This window comes from Candidatus Tumulicola sp., assembly GCA_035601835.1.
GTDB lineage: Bacteria > Vulcanimicrobiota > Vulcanimicrobiia > Eremiobacterales > Eremiobacteraceae > DATNNM01.
Genome location: DATNNM010000009.1, coordinates 60,456 through 77,449 on the forward strand (window position 1 = coordinate 60,456; position 16,994 = coordinate 77,449).

Annotated in this window: 20 protein-coding genes; 4 read left to right on the forward strand and 16 right to left on the reverse strand. The window is 60.9% G+C overall.

Annotated elements, in window-relative coordinates; genetic code table 11:
- Positions 1-39: 39 nt before the first annotated feature.
- Positions 40-681, reverse strand: a complete 642-nt coding sequence (locus VN934_03655; GenBank protein ID HXM17887.1) for a hypothetical protein — start codon at positions 679-681, stop codon at positions 40-42.
- A 104-nt stretch (positions 682-785) separates the two neighbouring features.
- On the opposite strand from VN934_03655, the gene VN934_03660 reads away from it, so the two are divergent.
- On the forward strand, positions 786-1,604 hold the full coding sequence (locus tag VN934_03660; protein HXM17888.1) for a helix-turn-helix domain-containing protein: 819 nt from the start codon (positions 786-788) through the stop codon (positions 1,602-1,604).
- 43 nt (positions 1,605-1,647) lie between these two features.
- On the opposite strand, the gene VN934_03665 is transcribed toward VN934_03660, so the two are convergent.
- The 5 genes from VN934_03665 to VN934_03685 form a co-directional block, all read right to left on the reverse strand.
- Positions 1,648-1,896: a hypothetical protein gene (locus VN934_03665; GenBank protein ID HXM17889.1), complete on the reverse strand. Its 249-nt coding sequence runs from the start codon at positions 1,894-1,896 to the stop codon at positions 1,648-1,650.
- Positions 1,893-2,168, reverse strand: coding sequence for a hypothetical protein (locus tag VN934_03670; GenBank protein ID HXM17890.1), 276 nt, complete (start codon positions 2,166-2,168; stop codon positions 1,893-1,895). The genes VN934_03665 and VN934_03670 overlap by 4 nt, the downstream gene beginning before the upstream one ends.
- A gap of 14 nt (positions 2,169-2,182) precedes the next feature.
- Entirely contained in the window at positions 2,183-2,773 is a 591-nt protein-coding gene (locus VN934_03675; GenBank protein ID HXM17891.1) for a DUF6338 family protein, read from the reverse strand.
- A gap of 409 nt (positions 2,774-3,182) precedes the next feature.
- A complete protein-coding gene (locus VN934_03680) occupies positions 3,183-3,623 on the reverse strand; it encodes a helix-turn-helix domain-containing protein (protein ID HXM17892.1) in 441 nt (146 codons plus the stop codon).
- Positions 3,620-4,105 (reverse strand): hypothetical protein, encoded by a 486-nt coding sequence (locus tag VN934_03685; GenBank protein ID HXM17893.1) that lies wholly within the window; start codon positions 4,103-4,105, stop codon positions 3,620-3,622. The genes VN934_03680 and VN934_03685 overlap by 4 nt, the downstream gene beginning before the upstream one ends.
- A 325-nt stretch (positions 4,106-4,430) precedes the next feature.
- Here VN934_03685 and VN934_03690 point away from each other — a divergent pair, with 325 nt between their 5' ends.
- From VN934_03690 to VN934_03700, 3 genes are all read left to right on the forward strand, one after another.
- Positions 4,431-4,709, forward strand: coding sequence for a hypothetical protein (locus tag VN934_03690; GenBank protein ID HXM17894.1), 279 nt, complete (start codon positions 4,431-4,433; stop codon positions 4,707-4,709).
- Between the two features lie 546 nt (positions 4,710-5,255).
- The gene (locus tag VN934_03695) at positions 5,256-5,591 is read left to right on the forward strand and encodes a hypothetical protein (GenBank protein HXM17895.1); all 336 of its coding nucleotides are present in this window, start codon (positions 5,256-5,258) and stop codon (positions 5,589-5,591) included.
- A gap of 324 nt (positions 5,592-5,915) precedes the next feature.
- Positions 5,916-6,776 carry a hypothetical protein gene (locus VN934_03700; protein ID HXM17896.1) on the forward strand — a complete coding sequence of 287 codons (861 nt, stop codon included), beginning with the start codon at positions 5,916-5,918 and terminating at the stop codon, positions 6,774-6,776.
- Positions 6,777-6,909: 133 nt separating this feature from the next.
- Here the strand turns inward: VN934_03700 and VN934_03705 are convergent, their stop codons facing one another.
- The 10 genes from VN934_03705 to ahcY form a co-directional block, all read right to left on the reverse strand.
- Positions 6,910-7,305 carry a DUF5615 family PIN-like protein gene (locus VN934_03705; protein ID HXM17897.1) on the reverse strand — a complete coding sequence of 132 codons (396 nt, stop codon included), beginning with the start codon at positions 7,303-7,305 and terminating at the stop codon, positions 6,910-6,912.
- Between the two features lie 398 nt (positions 7,306-7,703).
- A complete protein-coding gene (locus VN934_03710) occupies positions 7,704-8,570 on the reverse strand; it encodes a hypothetical protein (GenBank protein HXM17898.1) in 867 nt (288 codons plus the stop codon).
- An 18-nt stretch (positions 8,571-8,588) separates the two neighbouring features.
- Positions 8,589-9,269, reverse strand: a complete 681-nt coding sequence (locus tag VN934_03715) for a DUF2461 domain-containing protein (protein HXM17899.1) — start codon at positions 9,267-9,269, stop codon at positions 8,589-8,591.
- Between the two features lie 9 nt (positions 9,270-9,278).
- Complete coding sequence (locus VN934_03720; protein ID HXM17900.1) at positions 9,279-10,280, reverse strand: YncE family protein; 1,002 nt, start codon at positions 10,278-10,280, stop codon at positions 9,279-9,281.
- Positions 10,281-10,646: 366 nt separating this feature from the next.
- On the reverse strand, positions 10,647-11,039 hold the full coding sequence (locus VN934_03725) for a hypothetical protein (GenBank protein ID HXM17901.1): 393 nt from the start codon (positions 11,037-11,039) through the stop codon (positions 10,647-10,649).
- Positions 11,036-12,397 (reverse strand): protoporphyrinogen oxidase, encoded by a 1,362-nt coding sequence (gene hemG / locus VN934_03730; protein HXM17902.1) that lies wholly within the window; start codon positions 12,395-12,397, stop codon positions 11,036-11,038. The genes VN934_03725 and hemG overlap by 4 nt, the downstream gene beginning before the upstream one ends.
- On the reverse strand, positions 12,394-13,374 hold the full coding sequence (gene hemH, locus VN934_03735) for a ferrochelatase (GenBank protein ID HXM17903.1): 981 nt from the start codon (positions 13,372-13,374) through the stop codon (positions 12,394-12,396). Before hemH ends, hemG begins: the two co-directional genes overlap by 4 nt.
- Entirely contained in the window at positions 13,358-14,374 is a 1,017-nt protein-coding gene (hemE, locus tag VN934_03740; protein HXM17904.1) for a uroporphyrinogen decarboxylase, read from the reverse strand. The genes hemH and hemE overlap by 17 nt, the downstream gene beginning before the upstream one ends.
- Positions 14,374-15,612, reverse strand: a complete 1,239-nt coding sequence (gene metK / locus VN934_03745; GenBank protein ID HXM17905.1) for a methionine adenosyltransferase — start codon at positions 15,610-15,612, stop codon at positions 14,374-14,376. Before metK ends, hemE begins: the two co-directional genes overlap by 1 nt.
- Positions 15,613-16,881 carry an adenosylhomocysteinase gene (gene ahcY / locus VN934_03750; protein ID HXM17906.1) on the reverse strand — a complete coding sequence of 423 codons (1,269 nt, stop codon included), beginning with the start codon at positions 16,879-16,881 and terminating at the stop codon, positions 15,613-15,615. It lies immediately after the preceding gene.
- Between the last annotated feature and the right edge of the window lie 113 nt (positions 16,882-16,994).

The window sequence follows — 16,994 nt, forward strand, 5'->3', positions numbered from 1 at the left end:
GCTCGACATTTAGGTCCTAGAGCGGAGGGGCGGCGCTTCTCAGACTAGATACGTAGCCAGAATCCGCCTAACATCGGTTAGCATTCTTTTCACGTCTTCCAAGAGGTACTTCGAAAAATGCCCATGATCGGCGTCATTTCGTAACGTTGCCCAGGACTGGACTTGCTGCTGCTCGCTACGCGTATACACGTTGTTTGTAGCGCACTTGTTATTCAAAGCACTCAAGTCGTCTCTCGATGACACTTTGATTGCGTTGTTTACAGCGACACGGCGAAGCCCATTTTCAAGCACCGCGCCAATTAGGGAGGCGGCCGCGTCCTTGTAACCGTTGTCCAGAAGATGTGATGCCATATCGAGAAAGTCGCCAAATACCGCAGCCGACACCAAATCTTCGACGCGTGTTAAGAAACCTTTTTGAAGATCTTCCGAAAGGCTTCTCATTATTGCCAGGCCGCTCTTCACACTAAACTTGTATGCGGAGCCAGTCACCTGATTAAAATTGATGTAATAGATGTGATCGGGGCCGACTAAATTGATCAAATAGCTCTGGACCTGGGTTCTCCAGCCGTTGAATTCAGCCAAATCGACGTCGATGCCGCTGGAGGGGCCATGGGCAAGAAGCCCCCTACCTCGTTCATGAAGCGTGTCCAGCCGCTCAAGCAACTGTTCGATATGCTTCATTGCGACTCACGCTGTCGGCAAGCGCTGCATGAATCTTGGTTGGCAACGATGCACTGTAACTCCCTCGTCTCTCGCTAACACTTGAGTCATTTGGGAGATTCTTCATGCTTGAGAGCAAAGATTGGACCGTAGAAATCCGTCTGGCCTATGATGTGAAGGCCAGCAGCGCGGAACAGGCTCTCGGGGCCGTGTTGCCGCTTTTGTCTCTGGGCCCCGAGCGCTACGGTGCGCAACCAAGAGTTGCAGACTACACTGTTCGTGAGATTGCCCCGGAGGCGCTTGCCGTGCTTACCACCGACGATCCGTTGCAAGGCTTGGTCAAGCCAGTCTACACGGCCAAGGAAGCCGCCCAAATACTTGGGATAAGTCTCAACAACGTCTACACGCGCATTCCGAGTATGAGCCTCGGCCGACTACGTCGCTTTTCTCGGGCAGCGATCTTGAGGGTCCTGGAGCACGGCGTAGACCGTGAACCGGAGCCGAAACCAGAGCCCATAAGGCACGATCGAACGCTTCGACGGGAAATGCCAGCGAAAATCGTTCGGTCAAGAAGGCAGAAAACCGAAAGCCCCGTCGTCTCAATAACCGAGGCGGCAAGGATGTTGCGGATCTCCGCCGCCAAAGTCCGCCAGCTGCTCGAGCAACGGAAAATCTACTACTCCGAATACTCTGGGAGGAAAACCATGCCCAGGCAGGCCGTACAGAACTACATTGACGGTCTCACGCCACGGGCGTTCGTCGAGGCGGAACTTGTCGGCGCCGAGGACGACCCTATGTGGAGGAACGACCGGGAGGGTTTGGAGCAATTTGCCGCAGAGTGGCGGGCTCAATGGCCCGACGAGCTATTTGACCGTCAGTCCGCCGCGCGAGGACAGCTAGGGCGCGAATCTGGTGATGGGGACACAGGCGGCTCGGTCGAATAACTTCTACTGGGCCGCGCTCGGCGTGCACGACAAGCTTTGGGAACTAGTTAGCCGATTGATCGGCGGACGCTTCTTCTTTTACGCCGGCTTCGATTGCTTTCTTCTTGATCACCTCGGCTGAGGCTATCGCTGCTTTCTTGACGTTGACGGCGGCTATGCTGATGATAAGCACCACAAGTACTAGGGCGAGTGGCCAAAGGGAGGCCAAAAGGATATCGTTCTGCTGGGCGTGCCATAGCTCGGTTGGCGGTGTAGCTGTAGTAGTGTGACCGGCTCCCAGGACGAGCATCACCCGTTTTCTGCTTTGGTGGCGTTCGGATTCGCGTTGGTTGCGGCGCCAGAATCGGGTTTGGTGGCGTTCGGGCTAGCGCCGGTCGTGGTGCCGGGATTAGTATCTCCGGATTTGGGTTGCATTCTTATCGGCGGATTGTCTCGGTCGATGTTGTCCACGGTGACGCCGCGAACGCCCTTCTCGACCAACGGCTGCTCGCTCTTCCTTGGCGTGATGATCTCACGTAGTTTCTGAATACCAGGGTTCTTGTTTCCTTTGCTATCTGAAGCCATCAGCGTTCTCTCCTTTACTCAAAAAACTCGATTGTGTCGATTTCGCCACCGCTGACCAGAAATCCGGCAGAACCTTTCACGCGGTCTCCAAACCCGGTTTCATCTACTTCGTACTGTTCCCTGACATATAGCTGTTCAGGGGCCGGGTATGATGAAGACCACGACCCTTTGCCATAGATACCGCCAATGTAACCGCCGCTCTTTAGCTTGACGCGCACCCGGTGGGCATGCTGGTCAGCAAAGAACTTGTCCCACGGCGTAGCTTCGGGCTCGAGCAAGTACGAGAGCACTTTAGTCGTTAGGATTCTGTCGCGCCAGTAGTCCCACTTCCGGGCCAGCAATATGATTGGCGGCCAAAGAATCGGCAATATCAGAACGACAACGTAGGCGGCTATGAGGCGCGGTACACCCGCCGGCGCGACGAGAACGATCCACCCTGTCAGGGCATAGTGGATTGCGCTGTAGGCGATCACCTCTGGAAGCCGCTTCGTGAAATCGGAGTTGTTAGTTGCAATGAAGAGTCCGTAAACGCTCATTGAAATGAATCCTGGCACAAAAAAGACCAGAAAAAGCAGCAACTTGTCTGTGCTCCATATGTCACCCATACAGCTTATTTCCCCGAATGCCGCCCGGTACCATCGCGGGGGCTCAAACATAGCGGCCTAAACCCACCGCGCGCTAACGGGGCGAGATAAGGGTTCTTATCTGGCCAGCACGCTGACTCGGGCAGTCCGAGAGCCCTGGCTGGCAGAATCGAAGCTGTCCTAATTCCTCTACGCCGGATTGGTCTCGCGAATGATCTAGGATCTGAAAAGTTCGGCGTTCAGCCGATTGACGGCGTCCTGAAGGATTGGTATGGCCGACGCCTGGTCATCGGCGTTGTGCCCTCTTGCTTAATGTGGCTGACAGCGTCGGCCTCATATCCAGGATCCTATACTTTGAGTTTGCGCGCGCCTTCAAATCGAAGGGCGGCAACTCGCGTCACCGCCCCGCGCGCGTGCCGACTACTTTCGATCAGGCTACCACAAGCTCACGGGCCGGCTCGACCTTTATTTCGATCTTGCCCCTCAACTTGTCGATGATCTGATCGACGCGGTTTACGGTGATCCCGTGATACTCGTTGCGCTCGTCGCGAGACACCTGGCTCTCATCTACACCGAGCGCCTCAGCCAACTCGCGTTGAGTTATGCCGGCCGCAATTCGCAGTCCGATTAGCAGACGGCCCACGCTGTTGAATGTCGTGGCCACCTGGACGTCGCCACGCCTAGCCTGCGTGTACCAGTCAACCTCGTCCTTCAGCTGCTCGAACAGCGTGTACTGGGGTGCCATGGCTCGAGCGACCTCCTCAGCCGATCGGCCCTGCTTTCGCAGCTTCTGTTCGCGTCCCTCGATGGCTTCGCGATCGTGTTGCAATTGTTGGAGTGCGACGTTGTATGCTGCGTCCGTCTTGATCATAGGCGCGCCTCCTTTAGCAACTTGACGATACCCTTTGGTTTATCGGTCGCTTTTTGTCGTCGGAATAGCGTCGGAATGTGCTGGTCGCAACCATCCGGAGGCTGGCCCTGCCAGTGCGGAAACATGTCCACCCGATAGATGTGCCACATCGGCAGCTCGGCTTTTGTGGAGTCGGGGTGACGTCTACGGGCCCGGTGATCCCAAGTCCAGCACTTGTAGGGGTCGATGCCGTTGAGCCGCATCTCAAGATCGCCCGTCATCAGATCGAACAGCTTGCACGTGAAGTAGCCGTCGATGTCGTTCGGGTGGGGCCGGTCTTCCACGAAAGAGCCATCAACGAACACATCCGACACACCCACGGACCACAACTGCTTTACAACGACGCTGAGATTCTTGAGAAGCTTGAGGCGCCACGCCACGTCATACCCTTCCGACGTACCGCCGGCACCAAAGCGCGAGCCCTCTAGCTCGCGAAGTGTCATTGGGTAGTCATCCGGAGGCAAGACGCCATCCGCTGTGAACGCGGGAAGGCTGGCGGGCACATTCCCAGTCTACCCCGACTTGACATAGAAGTCAAGTTAAGTAATACTGAGTGTGTAAGGGCGGCTCGAGGCGAGCGCGCGATCCGGCGGCGGGCTGGGCGCCAACGACAAGGAGAATTCGCGACATGAACGACGATCTGAACAAGCTCATCAAATTCGGGTTCGCCCTGGGCGGCGCGATCACCGCAGTCTACGGTCTCTACCGCATGGCCAAGAGATACGGATGGATCGAGTGACCCCGATCAGGCGCGGGGCGCGACCTAGCATGGCAAACTTCACCGTGCGCGTGGAACTCCACCGGGCGTCGGTCCTCGACTACGAAGTGCTGCACGCCGCAATGGAAGAGCGCGGTTTCAGCCGGACGATCGCCGCCGACTCCAACGAGACGTACAAGCTACCCACCGCTGAATACACCATCAGCGGAACGGACAGAGGACAGGTCCTCGCTCAGGCTAAGCGCGCCGCGGGCGACACGGGAAAGAGCTTTGCTGCCCTCGTCACCGAATCCGCCGGCCGCACGTGGCACGGCTTGGAGAAAGGTTGAGGTAACGACAACGTGAGCGAGGCCTGGAAATCGTTCTTCACCGCCCGAAACGCGGGCGACCCTTTTGCTCATCCAGTAAATCACGATCGACTGTTTCGTGAGGCTCTTGCCTCGCTTTTCGATGCGCCGCGGACCCCATCTCCCCTGCAGGCTGCTCTCTCACAGATGTTGCAGCCCACGCTTCTTCTGTGGGCCAAAAGCGCCGCCGGTTGGCACGACCTTCACCTATCCGATGTATCCGCGCTGAAGGTTTCCGGAGTTTACGTCATTTGGAGGGCCTCAGATGGCGTGGTCCTCCGAGTTGGCCAAGGCGATGTCGCTGCGCGCCTGTCTGCTCATCGAAAAGACCTTCAAGTTCTACTGCTTTCGATGTCTTCCAGACTGCGGGCGACGTGGGCGCCTGTATCGTCGTTCCAGATGGACGGCGTTGAGTGATACCTTGCCGAGCAGTTTCGACCACTTATCGGTGGCCGTTTTCCGACTGCAGCGCCGATCCATGTGAACCTACCCCAATAGCGAAACCCAGATGCTTAGGCGGTAACGAGGATGTCGGTTAGGCTCTATACGGAAGACGCGGCCGGGCTCCTAGATGCGATCAAGGGCAGCATCGACGAGGGTCACATCGAAACATGGGACTACGATGAAGACGGTGATTTTACGCATACACCGGATCAATGGTTCGAGACTGCTTGGCTTCGACCGTCCCTCGAGGACGATTCGCTGCTCCTCAACATCTTGCCACCCAAAGGCGTCAACATTTCGAGTGAAGTCTACGCCGTTTACCACGGCCGTTTTATCGAAATGGCCATTGAGCATTTTGAAGACTGGATTGGCGACGCAGTCGCAACCGCTGCGGTCGATGACGGTGATGTCGTCGCTTGACGGCGCGAGACAGGTAGGCGTGCTCCGGTGAGCTTCGGCGCGCTTCCTGCATTCCATAGTGGGGCGATAACTGAAGACGCAATTCGGGCTTTCCTCACGCGAACGCACGCTGAAAGCGCTAGGGCGCCCATTATTGGTCCAAATCAGTATGGAGCCTTTCCCGGATCATGGTTTAGCGGATTGCTCCAAGGAGAAGCTCTCCTGATTGTTCCGGACACGATGGTGCTCCTTAAGGACATCGGGCGGGCGTGCACCAGAGCAGGGCGGACAACGCTCATAACGGCTGCGAATAGCGGAGCTCTGCGGCTTGTCTGCGCCCAACATGTGTTGGATGAGGTTCTCCGACACAGTGAAGAACGGGCCGCCTTCTACAAGGTTCCCCACGAAGTCTATTTGGCTCGTTGGAGCGACGAGTATCTTCCTCTTATACGAACGGTTCGAGATGACGAGTTGTCCTTGAGATTGCTTGCTCCGAGCGAAGTGGTGCGCGTCAAAGCGTTAGGAGCCTCGCGCGACGTTCCATCGGTAATTCTCTCGCTCGTCCTTGGTGCGTTTTACGTGACCTTGGACCGCGCCGCGCGGTACGCGGTCTACGCTGAAGATGCTGACAATGAAGACCTTCTAAATTGGCTGCGAGTGCTTATGGACGGCAGCAACGCCAGCGAAATGGGCAAGATGTTGTTCGTCGTATTGGCGGTGCCCAGTCTAGCGGCCAGCGGCCTATTCCATGGGATTCGATCGCTGGCCAAGAAGCATCCATGGGTTCTAGCCGCGATCGCCGGCGGCATCGGATTGCTCGCCTTCCGAACGGCTCCCGAGACTTACAGGAAGATCGGCAACGGCCTGCTCTTTGCTTTGTCATTGTTAGCTGATCTCTATCGTCCATACTCCGAGGCTCTGGATCGCTTCAGAAAAATGGCTCCGGAGATCCCAACGTGGTGGGAACTGAGTCAGACTAATGAACGCGGGTCGGTTCTTGCAAGGGCCTGCCTCCATACGCTCGCACGATCGCCGCGCAGCTTCATTTCTGCCCAAGAGCTGGCAGGCGCACTCCCGACATTGGGCGTTGGCAAAGACGCGCAACTCGTCCGCGAGACGCTGCGCAGCCACTGCTGCTTCGCTCAACCGTACAGAGGACGGTGGCAAGTGGGACATCCGGTTCGCATACCGTCGCGAATGGTCTAGGATCTGAAGACTTCGCATCGGGCACTCCTCGCGGCCGGATAGCGGCAGTGCCCGACCTACGAAATCTCAAGCCCCGTAATCAGGCTCTCTTCCGTAATTGCCATCTTCATCCACCCAAACCTGAACTTCACGGTCATCGGTTTACGCGACAAAAAATCGGTTCCATTTCGTCGGTATATTCATTGGGGTTCCAGATGGTGAACCGCCAGCTCGGGAAGACGCGCCAGACGGTCTGGTCAACGACGAAACGCGATAATACGATATGTGCCAGGATCGCGCTGATCAGGGGCCAATCTAAGCGCCCCTGTTTATCGCGGGGGATTATAATAACACCTGAGTTCTTCTCCCGCTCAACCGACTGCGGGTCGACGAACCTTCGATCGTGTGTTATCAGAACTCTGTCTTGTCGCTTAGCCTCAGCCAGTACATCTTCATCGCTGCTGGTTCGCATGGCCGGTGAGAGCTGCACGGCGCTCGCACCTGCGCCTTGAATGAATCTCAGCAATTCGACATCGACATCATTATCCAACAAAAACCCCGTGGGACCGCTGTGGTCTTCGTCAGCGTCGGTCGCAAGGGGAGCCCAATGATACACAGACAATTATTCAACGACCAAATGATGGCGCCTGGCGGCGCTGCGCGCTGGCCGCGCGTCCGCTGTCGGGGCGAATTGGCTGCGCACCGCATGAGGTTCTGCAGCGATGCGTGTGGGGAAGCGTATATGCACCGCCTCGCATCACCCCGTGACGTACCCCTTAGGCTGGCATAACAGACTACTCCAGACGAACCAAGGGTACCTCAAGACGACCAAGAAAAAATCATCCCCGCGTGAAGGGGGATGATTAACAGTCAGACGCTCTACCAGCTGAGCTATCGGGGAATGCTGGCGACGCCGCTATCTTTGACGGGGTTCTGGCCGATTCCGCCTCACGCGAGCCGAAGATCAGTTGCGGCCTTCGTCTCTTGATCGTGGTATTGGACGAGCTCGTCGAAATCGGCGGACGCGCTTCCCGTGCCGACCGTCGTCACGTAGCGGCATGTCGCGAAGGCAGCGGTTTTCGCGTTGTAGTCGGCCTCCCAGCGGCGGCTCCGCTCGAGGTCCTCTGGTGTCTCAAATGGGAACTCGACGGGCGGGTTCAGCATAGCACAACGCCACGGTTTGGGCGTCAGGCGCGCCCGAAAACACTCCTGCGATCGACACAACCGCACGTAGAGAGGATCGCAGTCGAATTCCGTGAGCAGCGCTTCCGCCTCCGAACTGGTCGCCTCAAACGGTGCGCTGGTGATCAAGAGCCGATACCCGGCTGCCGTCTGGTAGACCCGTGCAGAGAGGTCGTGGCGTTGCGCCACCTGATTCATCGCTTCGACGATCGGGTTTGAAGGCGGCGGCCCAAGTTTCGGCTTTGGGAAGAGCGATGAGACCATTTTCCCGAGCGCCGCGCCCGCATTTGATGGCGCGCCCTTGCGGTCCACATCGACGAACATGAGCCGGTCGGCGTTGAGCACCAGCGCTCCGTACACGTTGCGTGTCACGATCGCGCATCGCTCCCCGTCAGTACCGTTGAACTCGCGGATCACGGGTTCGGGCAGCGGGCGGTCGCCGTAGGGATAGCGTTGCTTCGATTCGTCCTTGGAGGCGATGCGCTCGGCGACACGCTGGGCGATCTCTTGTGCGCGCGTGCGGGCCGAGTCTAGGCTATCATCGGACCAGCCGCGCGCTTCGACGCTGATGGTCTTGCCGTCGGAAGTGGTCGTCTCTCCCTGGGCGCGCGTCCAGTAACGGGCAAGTTTCATATCAGTGCTCCGGCGATTCTAACGTGTGAGGCTCCAGCCGTACTCCAGCAGCGGCTTTACTTTCTTCGCGAAAGCGACGGCACGCGTGATGAGGCGTGGACTGCCGACGTCCCCATCGGTGAGCTGTTCGCTTGCCATGAAGGATTTCAAGCGGAAGTAGTCCGCGATCGGGCTTTTCGCGTACGCCTCGAAGCCTTTTGGCATGCGCTTGAGCGCCGCGTCGGATTCTTTGGCCGTGCGCACGTGCGCGCCGTTTCGTTTCAGCGCCTCCAGCACGCGTTGGAACTGGGCGGGCTTGGCGGCCATCGCTTCGCGCCAGCGCTGCAACAAAGGCGCGTCGATCTGGTAAAAACCGGCTGCGAAGAACGATTCTTTGGGCTGGATGTGGATGTAGAGCCCGCCCGGCGTGTCGCCTTCGCCATGCGTCAGAAAAGCGCCGAGATTCGTCTTGTATGGACTCTTGTCCGCCGAGAAGCGGATGTCGCGGTAGATGCGAAACGTGCGCCCTTTCGTATCGGAGCCCAGCGGGATTTTCGCCTTGCGCATCGCGGCTGAGAGATCCGCGACCATCGCGCGCCACGGTTCGAGTAATTCCCGCTCGAAGATCGGTTTACGAGAATAGAACCAAGCGCGCTCGTTGTTCTTGGCGAGATCGCGCAAGAAGCGCAGCGCCTCGGCGGAGTAGCCTTTGAACGCCATATCTAAATCCTATCGGTAGTTGCCGGTATGCCCCAGACTGAAGCGACCGGGCTGCGGAAAAAGGCAAAGCCCGTGAGGCCCGACGCCTACGCGGATGCGCTCGAGCACGGCGCCGCTTCGAGTATCCAGCACGTAGACCTCCCGATTGTAACGGCCGGACACCCAAAGTTGGCTACCATCAACCGACACGCCGCCCATGTCCGGGCTCCCGCTTGGGATGACCCACGTGTGCGTTACTTTGCGTGAAGCGAAATCAATCACGGAGATGGTATGGCCGAGCCGGTTCGTGACGTACAGCGAGCGCCCATCGCGGCTTAGGATCTCTCCGTGAGCGCCGGCCCCGGTCGGGATGTACCCGATGAGCTGCATGCGCACTGGGTCCACGAGCTGCACGCCGCCGAATTTTGAGTTTTGGTTCGCCACATACATGACTTGGCCGTCGGGGGAGAGGCGCACGTCGATCGGACTACCGCCGAGGTCCATTGCTGCGTCAACGCGGAGCAGGCGCATGTCGACTTTGATCAATGTGCCTGAATACTCGCAGCTCAAGAGAAAATAGCGTTCGTCCGCGGTGAAATCGCCGTGGTCCGCGCCCTTGCACGGCATCGGGATGCGCGCCAGCAGCGCCCACGACTTCGGATCCCGGATATCAAGTGATCGATTTCGCTCGGCGACGACGATCGCTTTGGAGCCATCCGGTGTGAAATACAAGTTGTACGGATCGTCCACTGGGATCGGCTGACCGGGGAGTCCGGTGCTTGGGTCGATCGGGATGAGGGTGTTGCCGCGCGTGTCGTCGACATATAACGTTTGCATGTCCCATGCCGGCGTGATGTGCTGCGGCTCGAAGCCCGCCCGGAACGTGCGAACGACCGTGAACGTATGCGGATCGATGACAGAGACGGTGTTCGAAATCGAATTCGGCACGTAGACGAGCGGGGTAGCGTCCGCCACCAAAGAGCTCAGCATGCCTTGGCGCGTTTGGGCGTAGACGTCGAGTTCAATGGGCATACGGGGTCTTAGCGTTTGTTGCGGGATTGCGGTCACCGGCGCCGGGAGTTTCGGAGCCGTAGCCTGCCCGGCGCAGCCCCCGCACAATATCACACTCGCCGCAATCGCAAACCAAAGGCGCGCTGCCATGACGCCAAGTTTTGGCGCGGGCGGGAGGTTACCTTGGGCGGTGTGAGCTCGACCGCGCCTTCGTCCGCTCGGGCTTCGATCAGCTGCTCGGGGCGACCGGCAATGGGGCAGATCACAAGTGCTGGCCGAGCGGCAAGAACGAAAGCGAGAACGGCTAGGGCGCGGCGAGCTTCACAATTTGATGCTAGCCGGACGAGCATAAGGAAGCCTGGGAAATTCAACAGACGCGCGTCTCGTCTAATCTTTGTCTAGTAACCGCAGCAGGATCCGCCCGCCTAGCGCGGTCAGAGCGAGCGCAAGCACGAACATCGCGGCAAGGAGTACTAAAGAGGCGCCGCCGCGTCCGAAGCCGCCGGTTTGGATTTCGGGGCCGTGGATGACGATGATGCCGATCGTCCAGATCAGCCCGATGACGATCATGGCCCACGCGCCGAGCCTGCCGCGCCGGCTGGCGTCGAACACGGCAAGCACCAGCAGCGCGTGAAGGCCGCCGACGACCAAACCCGCTTGAAGCATCGTGAGCCCGAGGCGCGCCGTTTCTCCGAAGGTCACGTCCTCGATGACGTGCGGGATCGTGAGCGCGATGAACAGCGCAGCTACTACGATCAGCGCTCGTTCCAAGGCTTTCACAAGTCCGCCGTCTCTTCTCGAGCCACTCGGATGCAATCGCTCACGCTTGCCCCGCGGAGGAAGTTACCGATGAGCCTGACGTTGGGAAGGCGCGAGAGGCCTCGCCGTATGCGCGCCACGCGTTCGGCGTGACCCAACGTGTATTGTGGGATGCCGGCGTCCCAGCGGAAACCGGCGACGATTTTCGCGGGACCTAAAGATCCCGCTCCACCTTTGTTGATTTTCATGATGCGGGTGAGCTCGGCGTGTGCGGTGCGCGCAAGGTCCTCATCGCTGCAGTTCGCGACGTCGGGGTCCGTCGCGCCGCCGAAAAAGGCCGTGACCAACACCTCGTCAGACGGGCAGCGGTCGGGAAACACGACGGAATTCCAAACCGCTCCCAACATGCGGACGCCTTCTTGGCGACAGGCAAGAAATCCGAAACCGTCCAGCGGCACGCCGACGGCCGCGCGCGGGTACGCGAGCGCCAACTGCGCCATCGGCGGCGTTTCGATCTCGCGCAGCGCCGCCGCTGCGTCGGGCTCCAGCAACGCGAGCAGATCGGCCGCGGCGGGCGCCGGCAACGCGACCACCACCCAGCGCGCCTCTATCGTGGACTCCGGCAGACCTTCACATTCGAGCGCAATGCTCGCGCCCTTTTGCGACAGCCGTTTCACCCGGACGCCGGTGCGCAACGCGTCGCCGAGCGCGCGCGCGAATGCACACACGAGCGCGCGGCTTCCCTGGATGAATCCAGCGGCACGGCGCTTGACCGCGCCCGAGCGCATGCGCCGCGCCGAGCCGACCAAGACGCTGCCATCGCGACGTTCGATCTCGCGCAGCAGCGGCGCTGTGCTTTGCATCGAGAGTCGAGCCGGATCGCCCGCGAAAATCCCGGAGACGATCGGCGCCACCAGCGCATCGACGACGTCGGGGCCCGCGCGCCGCTGCGCAAACGCGGCGATCGACTCATCCGCTACATCGATTCTTCGGCGAACGAATGGCTCCATCAAGAGACGACATTTCGCGCCGGTCGAGAGCAACGGCGTCTCAAGAAAGCCGGCAAGCGACGTCGGCATCGCGTTCAGCCGGCCGTGCCTGAAGATGTAGCGCCTCGCCGCCGCGCGGTCGGCGCTCGTGAACGCTCCATCGAGATTCAATTCGCGCACGAGTTCCAAGAGCGGCTCGGCTGTTGTGAACGTTTGCGGCCCGCGGTCGGCGACATACGGACCCTGCGCAGTTGAGCCGATGCAGCCGCCCGGTACCGGCTCCGCCTCGAACAGCGCTACGCGCCGGCCCGCCTTCTGCAGATAGTAGGCGGCGGTGAGGCCGGATATCCCGGCGCCGATGACGGCAACGTCAATATCTCCAAGTTTCATGCAAGAGCCCGCTCGGCCTGATTCGCCAGGCACGCGATGTACGACGGGTGGCATTTCACCGCGCAGACGCGGCCAAATTCAGCGATGCCGGCTCTCTCGGCGACCCGTGCATACTGGATGTCGATCTCGTTGAGCGTCTCGACGTGCTCGCTGACGAATGCGACCGGCACGATGCAGACCGCGCGCGCACCGTTGCGGGCGAGTCGCTCGAGCAGCACTTCGGTGGCCGGCGCCAGCCACTTGGCCGGTCCGAGCCGGCTTTGAAACGACAAATGGACCGGGCCTGGGTGTTCCAGCCGAGCGGACGCGGCGGCGACGGAGCGTTCGACTTGTTGGAGGTACGGGTCTCCGCGTTCGATGTAGCTCAGCGGCAGGCCGTGCGCCGAGAAGATCAGGTGCACGTCCTCTGCGGGCGTGCGGAATGCGGCCAGGTGGCGCCGGGTGAGCGCGACGAGCGCGTCGATGTACAGCGGGTCGTCGCAGTAATCGTGGACCGTCAGAAGTTCCGGCGCGTAGTCGAGCGCGTGCATGGCCCGTTTGAGCTCGTTGAGGCTCGAGCGCGTGGTCGAATACGAATATTGCGGATATAAAGGAAGGAAGACGAGGCGCGTCACGCCGTCCGAGCGCGCATGAGCCAGCGCTTGTTGCGAATACGGCCGCCAATTGCGCATGGCGAGGTAGACCGGGAGCGCCCGGCCGCGCCTTCGCAGTTCATCGCGCAACGCCTGCGCCTGCGCCTCGCTCTGCGCGCGCAGGGGCGAACCGCCCCCAATCGAGGCGTACAGCCCGCGCGAGTACGGAGCGCGCCATCGGGAGATCAGCCAAGCAGTCGGCTTCACCAAAAAACCAGGCACGGGGATGTTGTCGGGGATGAGGTCGACGAAAAAATTGAAGAGGAACGGGCGCACGTCGTCGAGCGTTTCCGGACCGCCCAGCTGCGCAAGGACGACCCCCGCGCGTTCAGCCGCGCGGTGCATCGACGAATGCCGCCGCGCACGCAAGCGGCGTCGCCGGCAAGATCCCGTGACCGAGGTTGAGGATGTGCCCGAGAGGCCCCGCGTCGGCGATGGTTGCGAGGGCTGCGGCGGTGACCAGCTCGGGCGTGGTCAACAAAATCGCCGGATCGACGTTGCCTTGCAGCGCGATATCGACACCGACTCTGCCGCGCGTCTGTGACAGCGCGATGCGCCAATCCAAGCTGAGGACGTCTGCGCCCGTGCGGTGCATCAGCTCGAGCACGCCGGCACAGCCGTTGACGTAGAGGATCGCCGGCACGCCGCTAGATCGCACGCGCTCGATCACCGCGGTCTGGTAGGGCAGCGCGAACTGCTCGTAGGCGCGCGGTTCCAGCTCGCCGGCCCACGTGTCGAAGACCTGTATCGCCTGCGCTCCGGCCGCCACCTGCGCCGCCGCGTATCGCCCTACCGTATCGGCGAGCTTGGTGAGCAGCGCATGCATGGCGCGCGGCTCTTCATACATGAAACGCTTAGTGATGGCGAAGCTCTTGGATCCGCCGCCCTCGAGCATATACGAAGCCAGCGTGTACGGCGCCCCGGCGAACCCCACCAGCGCAGCGCGGCCGTTCAACGCGCGCCGCGTCAGGCGCAGTGTCTCCATCACGAACGCTGTCGCGACATCCGGGTCGGGCACGCTCAGGCGCTCGATGTCCGCCAGACTACGCACCGGCTTTTCGAGCACCGGACCTGCGTCGCCGAAAGCCAGCGGCGCGCCCATCGCCTCGACCGGGATGAGGATGTCCGAGAACACGATGCACGCATCCATGCCGAAACGCTCGATGGGCTGCAGCGAAACCTGCGACGCCAGCTCCGGCGTCTTGCACAGCGTGAGAAAATCCACGCGTTCTCTGACGGCGCGATACTCGGGTAAATAGCGGCCGGCTTGGCGCATCATCCAGACCGGCGTACGATCGACGGGTTGACGCGCGCAGGCGGCGAGAAAGCGCTGCGGCGCGTCCATCAACTCAGGACGAGCTGCGGGAACTTCTCCTCGTCGATCTTGATGCCGGCGGCTTCGCGCAAGGTACGGGCCATGTCAAGCTTCTCCCACGGCAGATCCAGATCGGGGCGGCCGAAGTGGCCGTAGTTCGAGACCTGCTTGTAGATGGGCCGGCGCAACTCGAAGCGTTCGATGATCGCGCCCGGGCGCAGGTCGAAATGCTTGGCGACCAAATCCGCGATCGCATTCTCCTCGATGCGGTTGGTGCCGAAGCAATCCACATAGACGGAAACGGGGCGCGCCAGGCCGATCGCGTAGGCGACTTGGATCTCGCAGCGATCCGCCAGGCCCGCCGCGACGATATTCTTCGCGGCATGCCGCGCGGCGTACGCGGCCGAGCGATCCACTTTCGTCGGATCCTTGCCGGAGAATGCGCCACCGCCGTGTCGCGCCATCCCGCCGTAGGTGTCCGCGATGATCTTCCTGCCCGTGAGGCCGGCATCGCTAAGGGGTCCGCCGATGACGAAGCGGCCGGTCGGGTTGACGTAGATCTTCGTCTTCTTGTCGAGCAGATTGGCGTCGATGGCCGTGTCGATGACGTGCGAGATGATGTTGTCGCGGATCACGTCCATGGGGTACTTGTCGGCGTGCTGCGCCGATATCACGATCGTATCCACGCGCACGGGTTTGAACCCGTCGTACTCGACCGTGACCTGAGCCTTGCCGTCGGGCCGCAGGAAATCCACCGCGTTGGTCTTGCGAACGGCGGCGAGCGTTTTCGTCAAGCGATGCGCGAGCACGATCGGCATCGGCATCAGCTCTGGGGTCTCGCGGCAGGCGAATCCGAACATCATGCCTTGATCGCCGGCGCCGATCGTGTCCAGGTCGCTCCCGCCTTTGAGCCCGCCTTCCTTCACTTCGAAGGCCTTGTCGACGCCCATGGCGATGTCCGGCGATTGCTCGTCCACGGACACCGAGATTCCGCACGTGTCGGCATCGAAGCCATACTTGGCGCGGGTGTAGCCGATGTCGCGCAGCGTCTGGCGCACGATGCGAGGGATGTCGACATAGCACGATGTGCTGATCTCGCCGGCGATGTGGACCTGACCCGTGATGATGAACGTCTCGCAGGCCACGCGCCCGTTGGGGTCCTGCGCGAGGATGGCGTCGAGCACGGCATCGGAGATCTGATCCGCGACTTTGTCCGGATGGCCCTCGGTGACGCTCTCCGATGTGAACAGTCTCTTGTGTGCAGCCACTTAGGTCCCCTCATTCCAGGACGCGAGATAATGGTGTTGTTCCGGCGTCAGCTTGTCGATCGTCACGTCCAGCGCGGCGAGTTTGAGGCGCGCGACTTCTTCGTCGATCTCCTTCGGCACCGGGATGACCGACGCCGCGAGCTTGCCCTTGTGCTTGACGACGTACTCCGCGCAGAGCGCCTGATTTGCGAAAGACATATCCATGACCGCCGCCGGATGCCCTTCTGCGGCTGCGAGATTTATCAACCTGCCCTCTCCGAGCAGACAGACGGTGCGGCCGTCGCCGAGCTGGTACTCTTCCACGAATTCCCGCGGGCGCTTCTTCTCCCCCTCAGAGAGCCGCTCGAGGGCCTCGATGTCGATCTCGACGTTGAAGTGCCCCGAGTTCGCGACGAGCGCGCCGCTCTTCATGGACATGAAATGCTCTTCGCGCAGGACGTGCGTGTTGCCGGTCACGGTGATGAAGATGTCACCGCGCTTTGCCGCCTCGTGCATCGGCATGACGGCATAGCCTTCCATGGCCGCCTCGAGCGCTTTGGTCGGATCGATTTCGGTGATGACGACTTGCGCGCCCATGCCGCGCGCGCGCTGCGCGATGCCGCGCCCGCACCAGCCGAACCCGGCGATGACGATCACCTTTCCGGCCAGCAGGACGTTGGTGGCGCGCACGATGCCGTCGAGGGTCGACTGCCCCGTGCCGTAGCGATTGTCGAACAGATGCTTCGTCAGCGCGTCGTTCACGGCGACGATCGGGAACTTGAGGACGCCTGCTTTCTCCATGCTGCGCAGACGGACCACGCCGGTCGTCGTCTCTTCGGTGCCGCCGATGACCGAAGCGAGCTTGTTCGCGTGCTTGGTGACGAGTGTGGTTACAAGATCGGCGCCATCGTCCATCGTGAACTGCGGGTCGGTGGCGAGCACCGCCTCGATGTGCGAGTAGTAGCGCGCGTGGTCTTCGCCTTTGACGGCGAAAACGCTCATGCCGTGGTCGATCGACAGCGCCGCGGCGACGTCGTCCTGCGTGGAAAGCGGATTGCTGGCGCACAGCGCGATCTCAGCGCCGCCGGCGGCCAGCGCCACCATCAGATTGGCGGTTTCGGTGGTGACGTGCAGGCACGCGCCGACGCGCAGACCTTTCAACGGTTTCTCGCGCGAAAAGCGCTCTCTGATGGCGGCGAGAACCGGCATGCTTTGCGCAGCCCAAGCAATGCGTCGGCGGCCAAGCTCTGCAAGGCCGGCGTCCTTAACGTCGCCGGCGCGCGTGGACACCTTTGCCTCAAGTGGGGACAAATTCCGACTCCATAAAGAAGAGGGGAAAGATTTTCCAAGATTCCTTCCGCCTGCCAAAAACCCCTCCGGTTGAGCACGGAGCTGAAGCTCCG

Bases quoted from the DNA above. Each gene is read 5' to 3' on its own strand.
- VN934_03690 (HXM17894.1), top strand. From the start codon at position 4,431: ATGGCAAACTTCACCGTGCGCGTGGAACTCCACCGGGCGTCGGTCCTC.
- hemE (HXM17904.1), bottom strand. From the start codon at position 14,374: ATGGACGCGCCGCAGCGCTTTCTCGCCGCCTGCGCGCGTCAACCCGTC.
- VN934_03655 (HXM17887.1), bottom strand. From the start codon at position 681: ATGAAGCATATCGAACAGTTGCTTGAGCGGCTGGACACGCTTCATGAA.
- VN934_03715 (HXM17899.1), bottom strand. From the start codon at position 9,269: ATGGCGTTCAAAGGCTACTCCGCCGAGGCGCTGCGCTTCTTGCGCGAT.
- VN934_03695 (HXM17895.1), top strand. From the start codon at position 5,256: ATGTCGGTTAGGCTCTATACGGAAGACGCGGCCGGGCTCCTAGATGCG.
- hemH (HXM17903.1), bottom strand. From the start codon at position 13,374: ATGCACCGCGCGGCTGAACGCGCGGGGGTCGTCCTTGCGCAGCTGGGC.
- hemG (HXM17902.1), bottom strand. From the start codon at position 12,397: ATGAAACTTGGAGATATTGACGTTGCCGTCATCGGCGCCGGGATATCC.
- VN934_03675 (HXM17891.1), bottom strand. From the start codon at position 2,773: ATGGGTGACATATGGAGCACAGACAAGTTGCTGCTTTTTCTGGTCTTT.
- VN934_03660 (HXM17888.1), top strand. From the start codon at position 786: ATGCTTGAGAGCAAAGATTGGACCGTAGAAATCCGTCTGGCCTATGAT.
- VN934_03710 (HXM17898.1), bottom strand. From the start codon at position 8,570: ATGAAACTTGCCCGTTACTGGACGCGCGCCCAGGGAGAGACGACCACT.
- VN934_03670 (HXM17890.1), bottom strand. From the start codon at position 2,168: ATGGCTTCAGATAGCAAAGGAAACAAGAACCCTGGTATTCAGAAACTA.
- VN934_03680 (HXM17892.1), bottom strand. From the start codon at position 3,623: ATGATCAAGACGGACGCAGCATACAACGTCGCACTCCAACAATTGCAA.
- VN934_03685 (HXM17893.1), bottom strand. From the start codon at position 4,105: ATGACACTTCGCGAGCTAGAGGGCTCGCGCTTTGGTGCCGGCGGTACG.
- VN934_03720 (HXM17900.1), bottom strand. From the start codon at position 10,280: ATGCCCATTGAACTCGACGTCTACGCCCAAACGCGCCAAGGCATGCTG.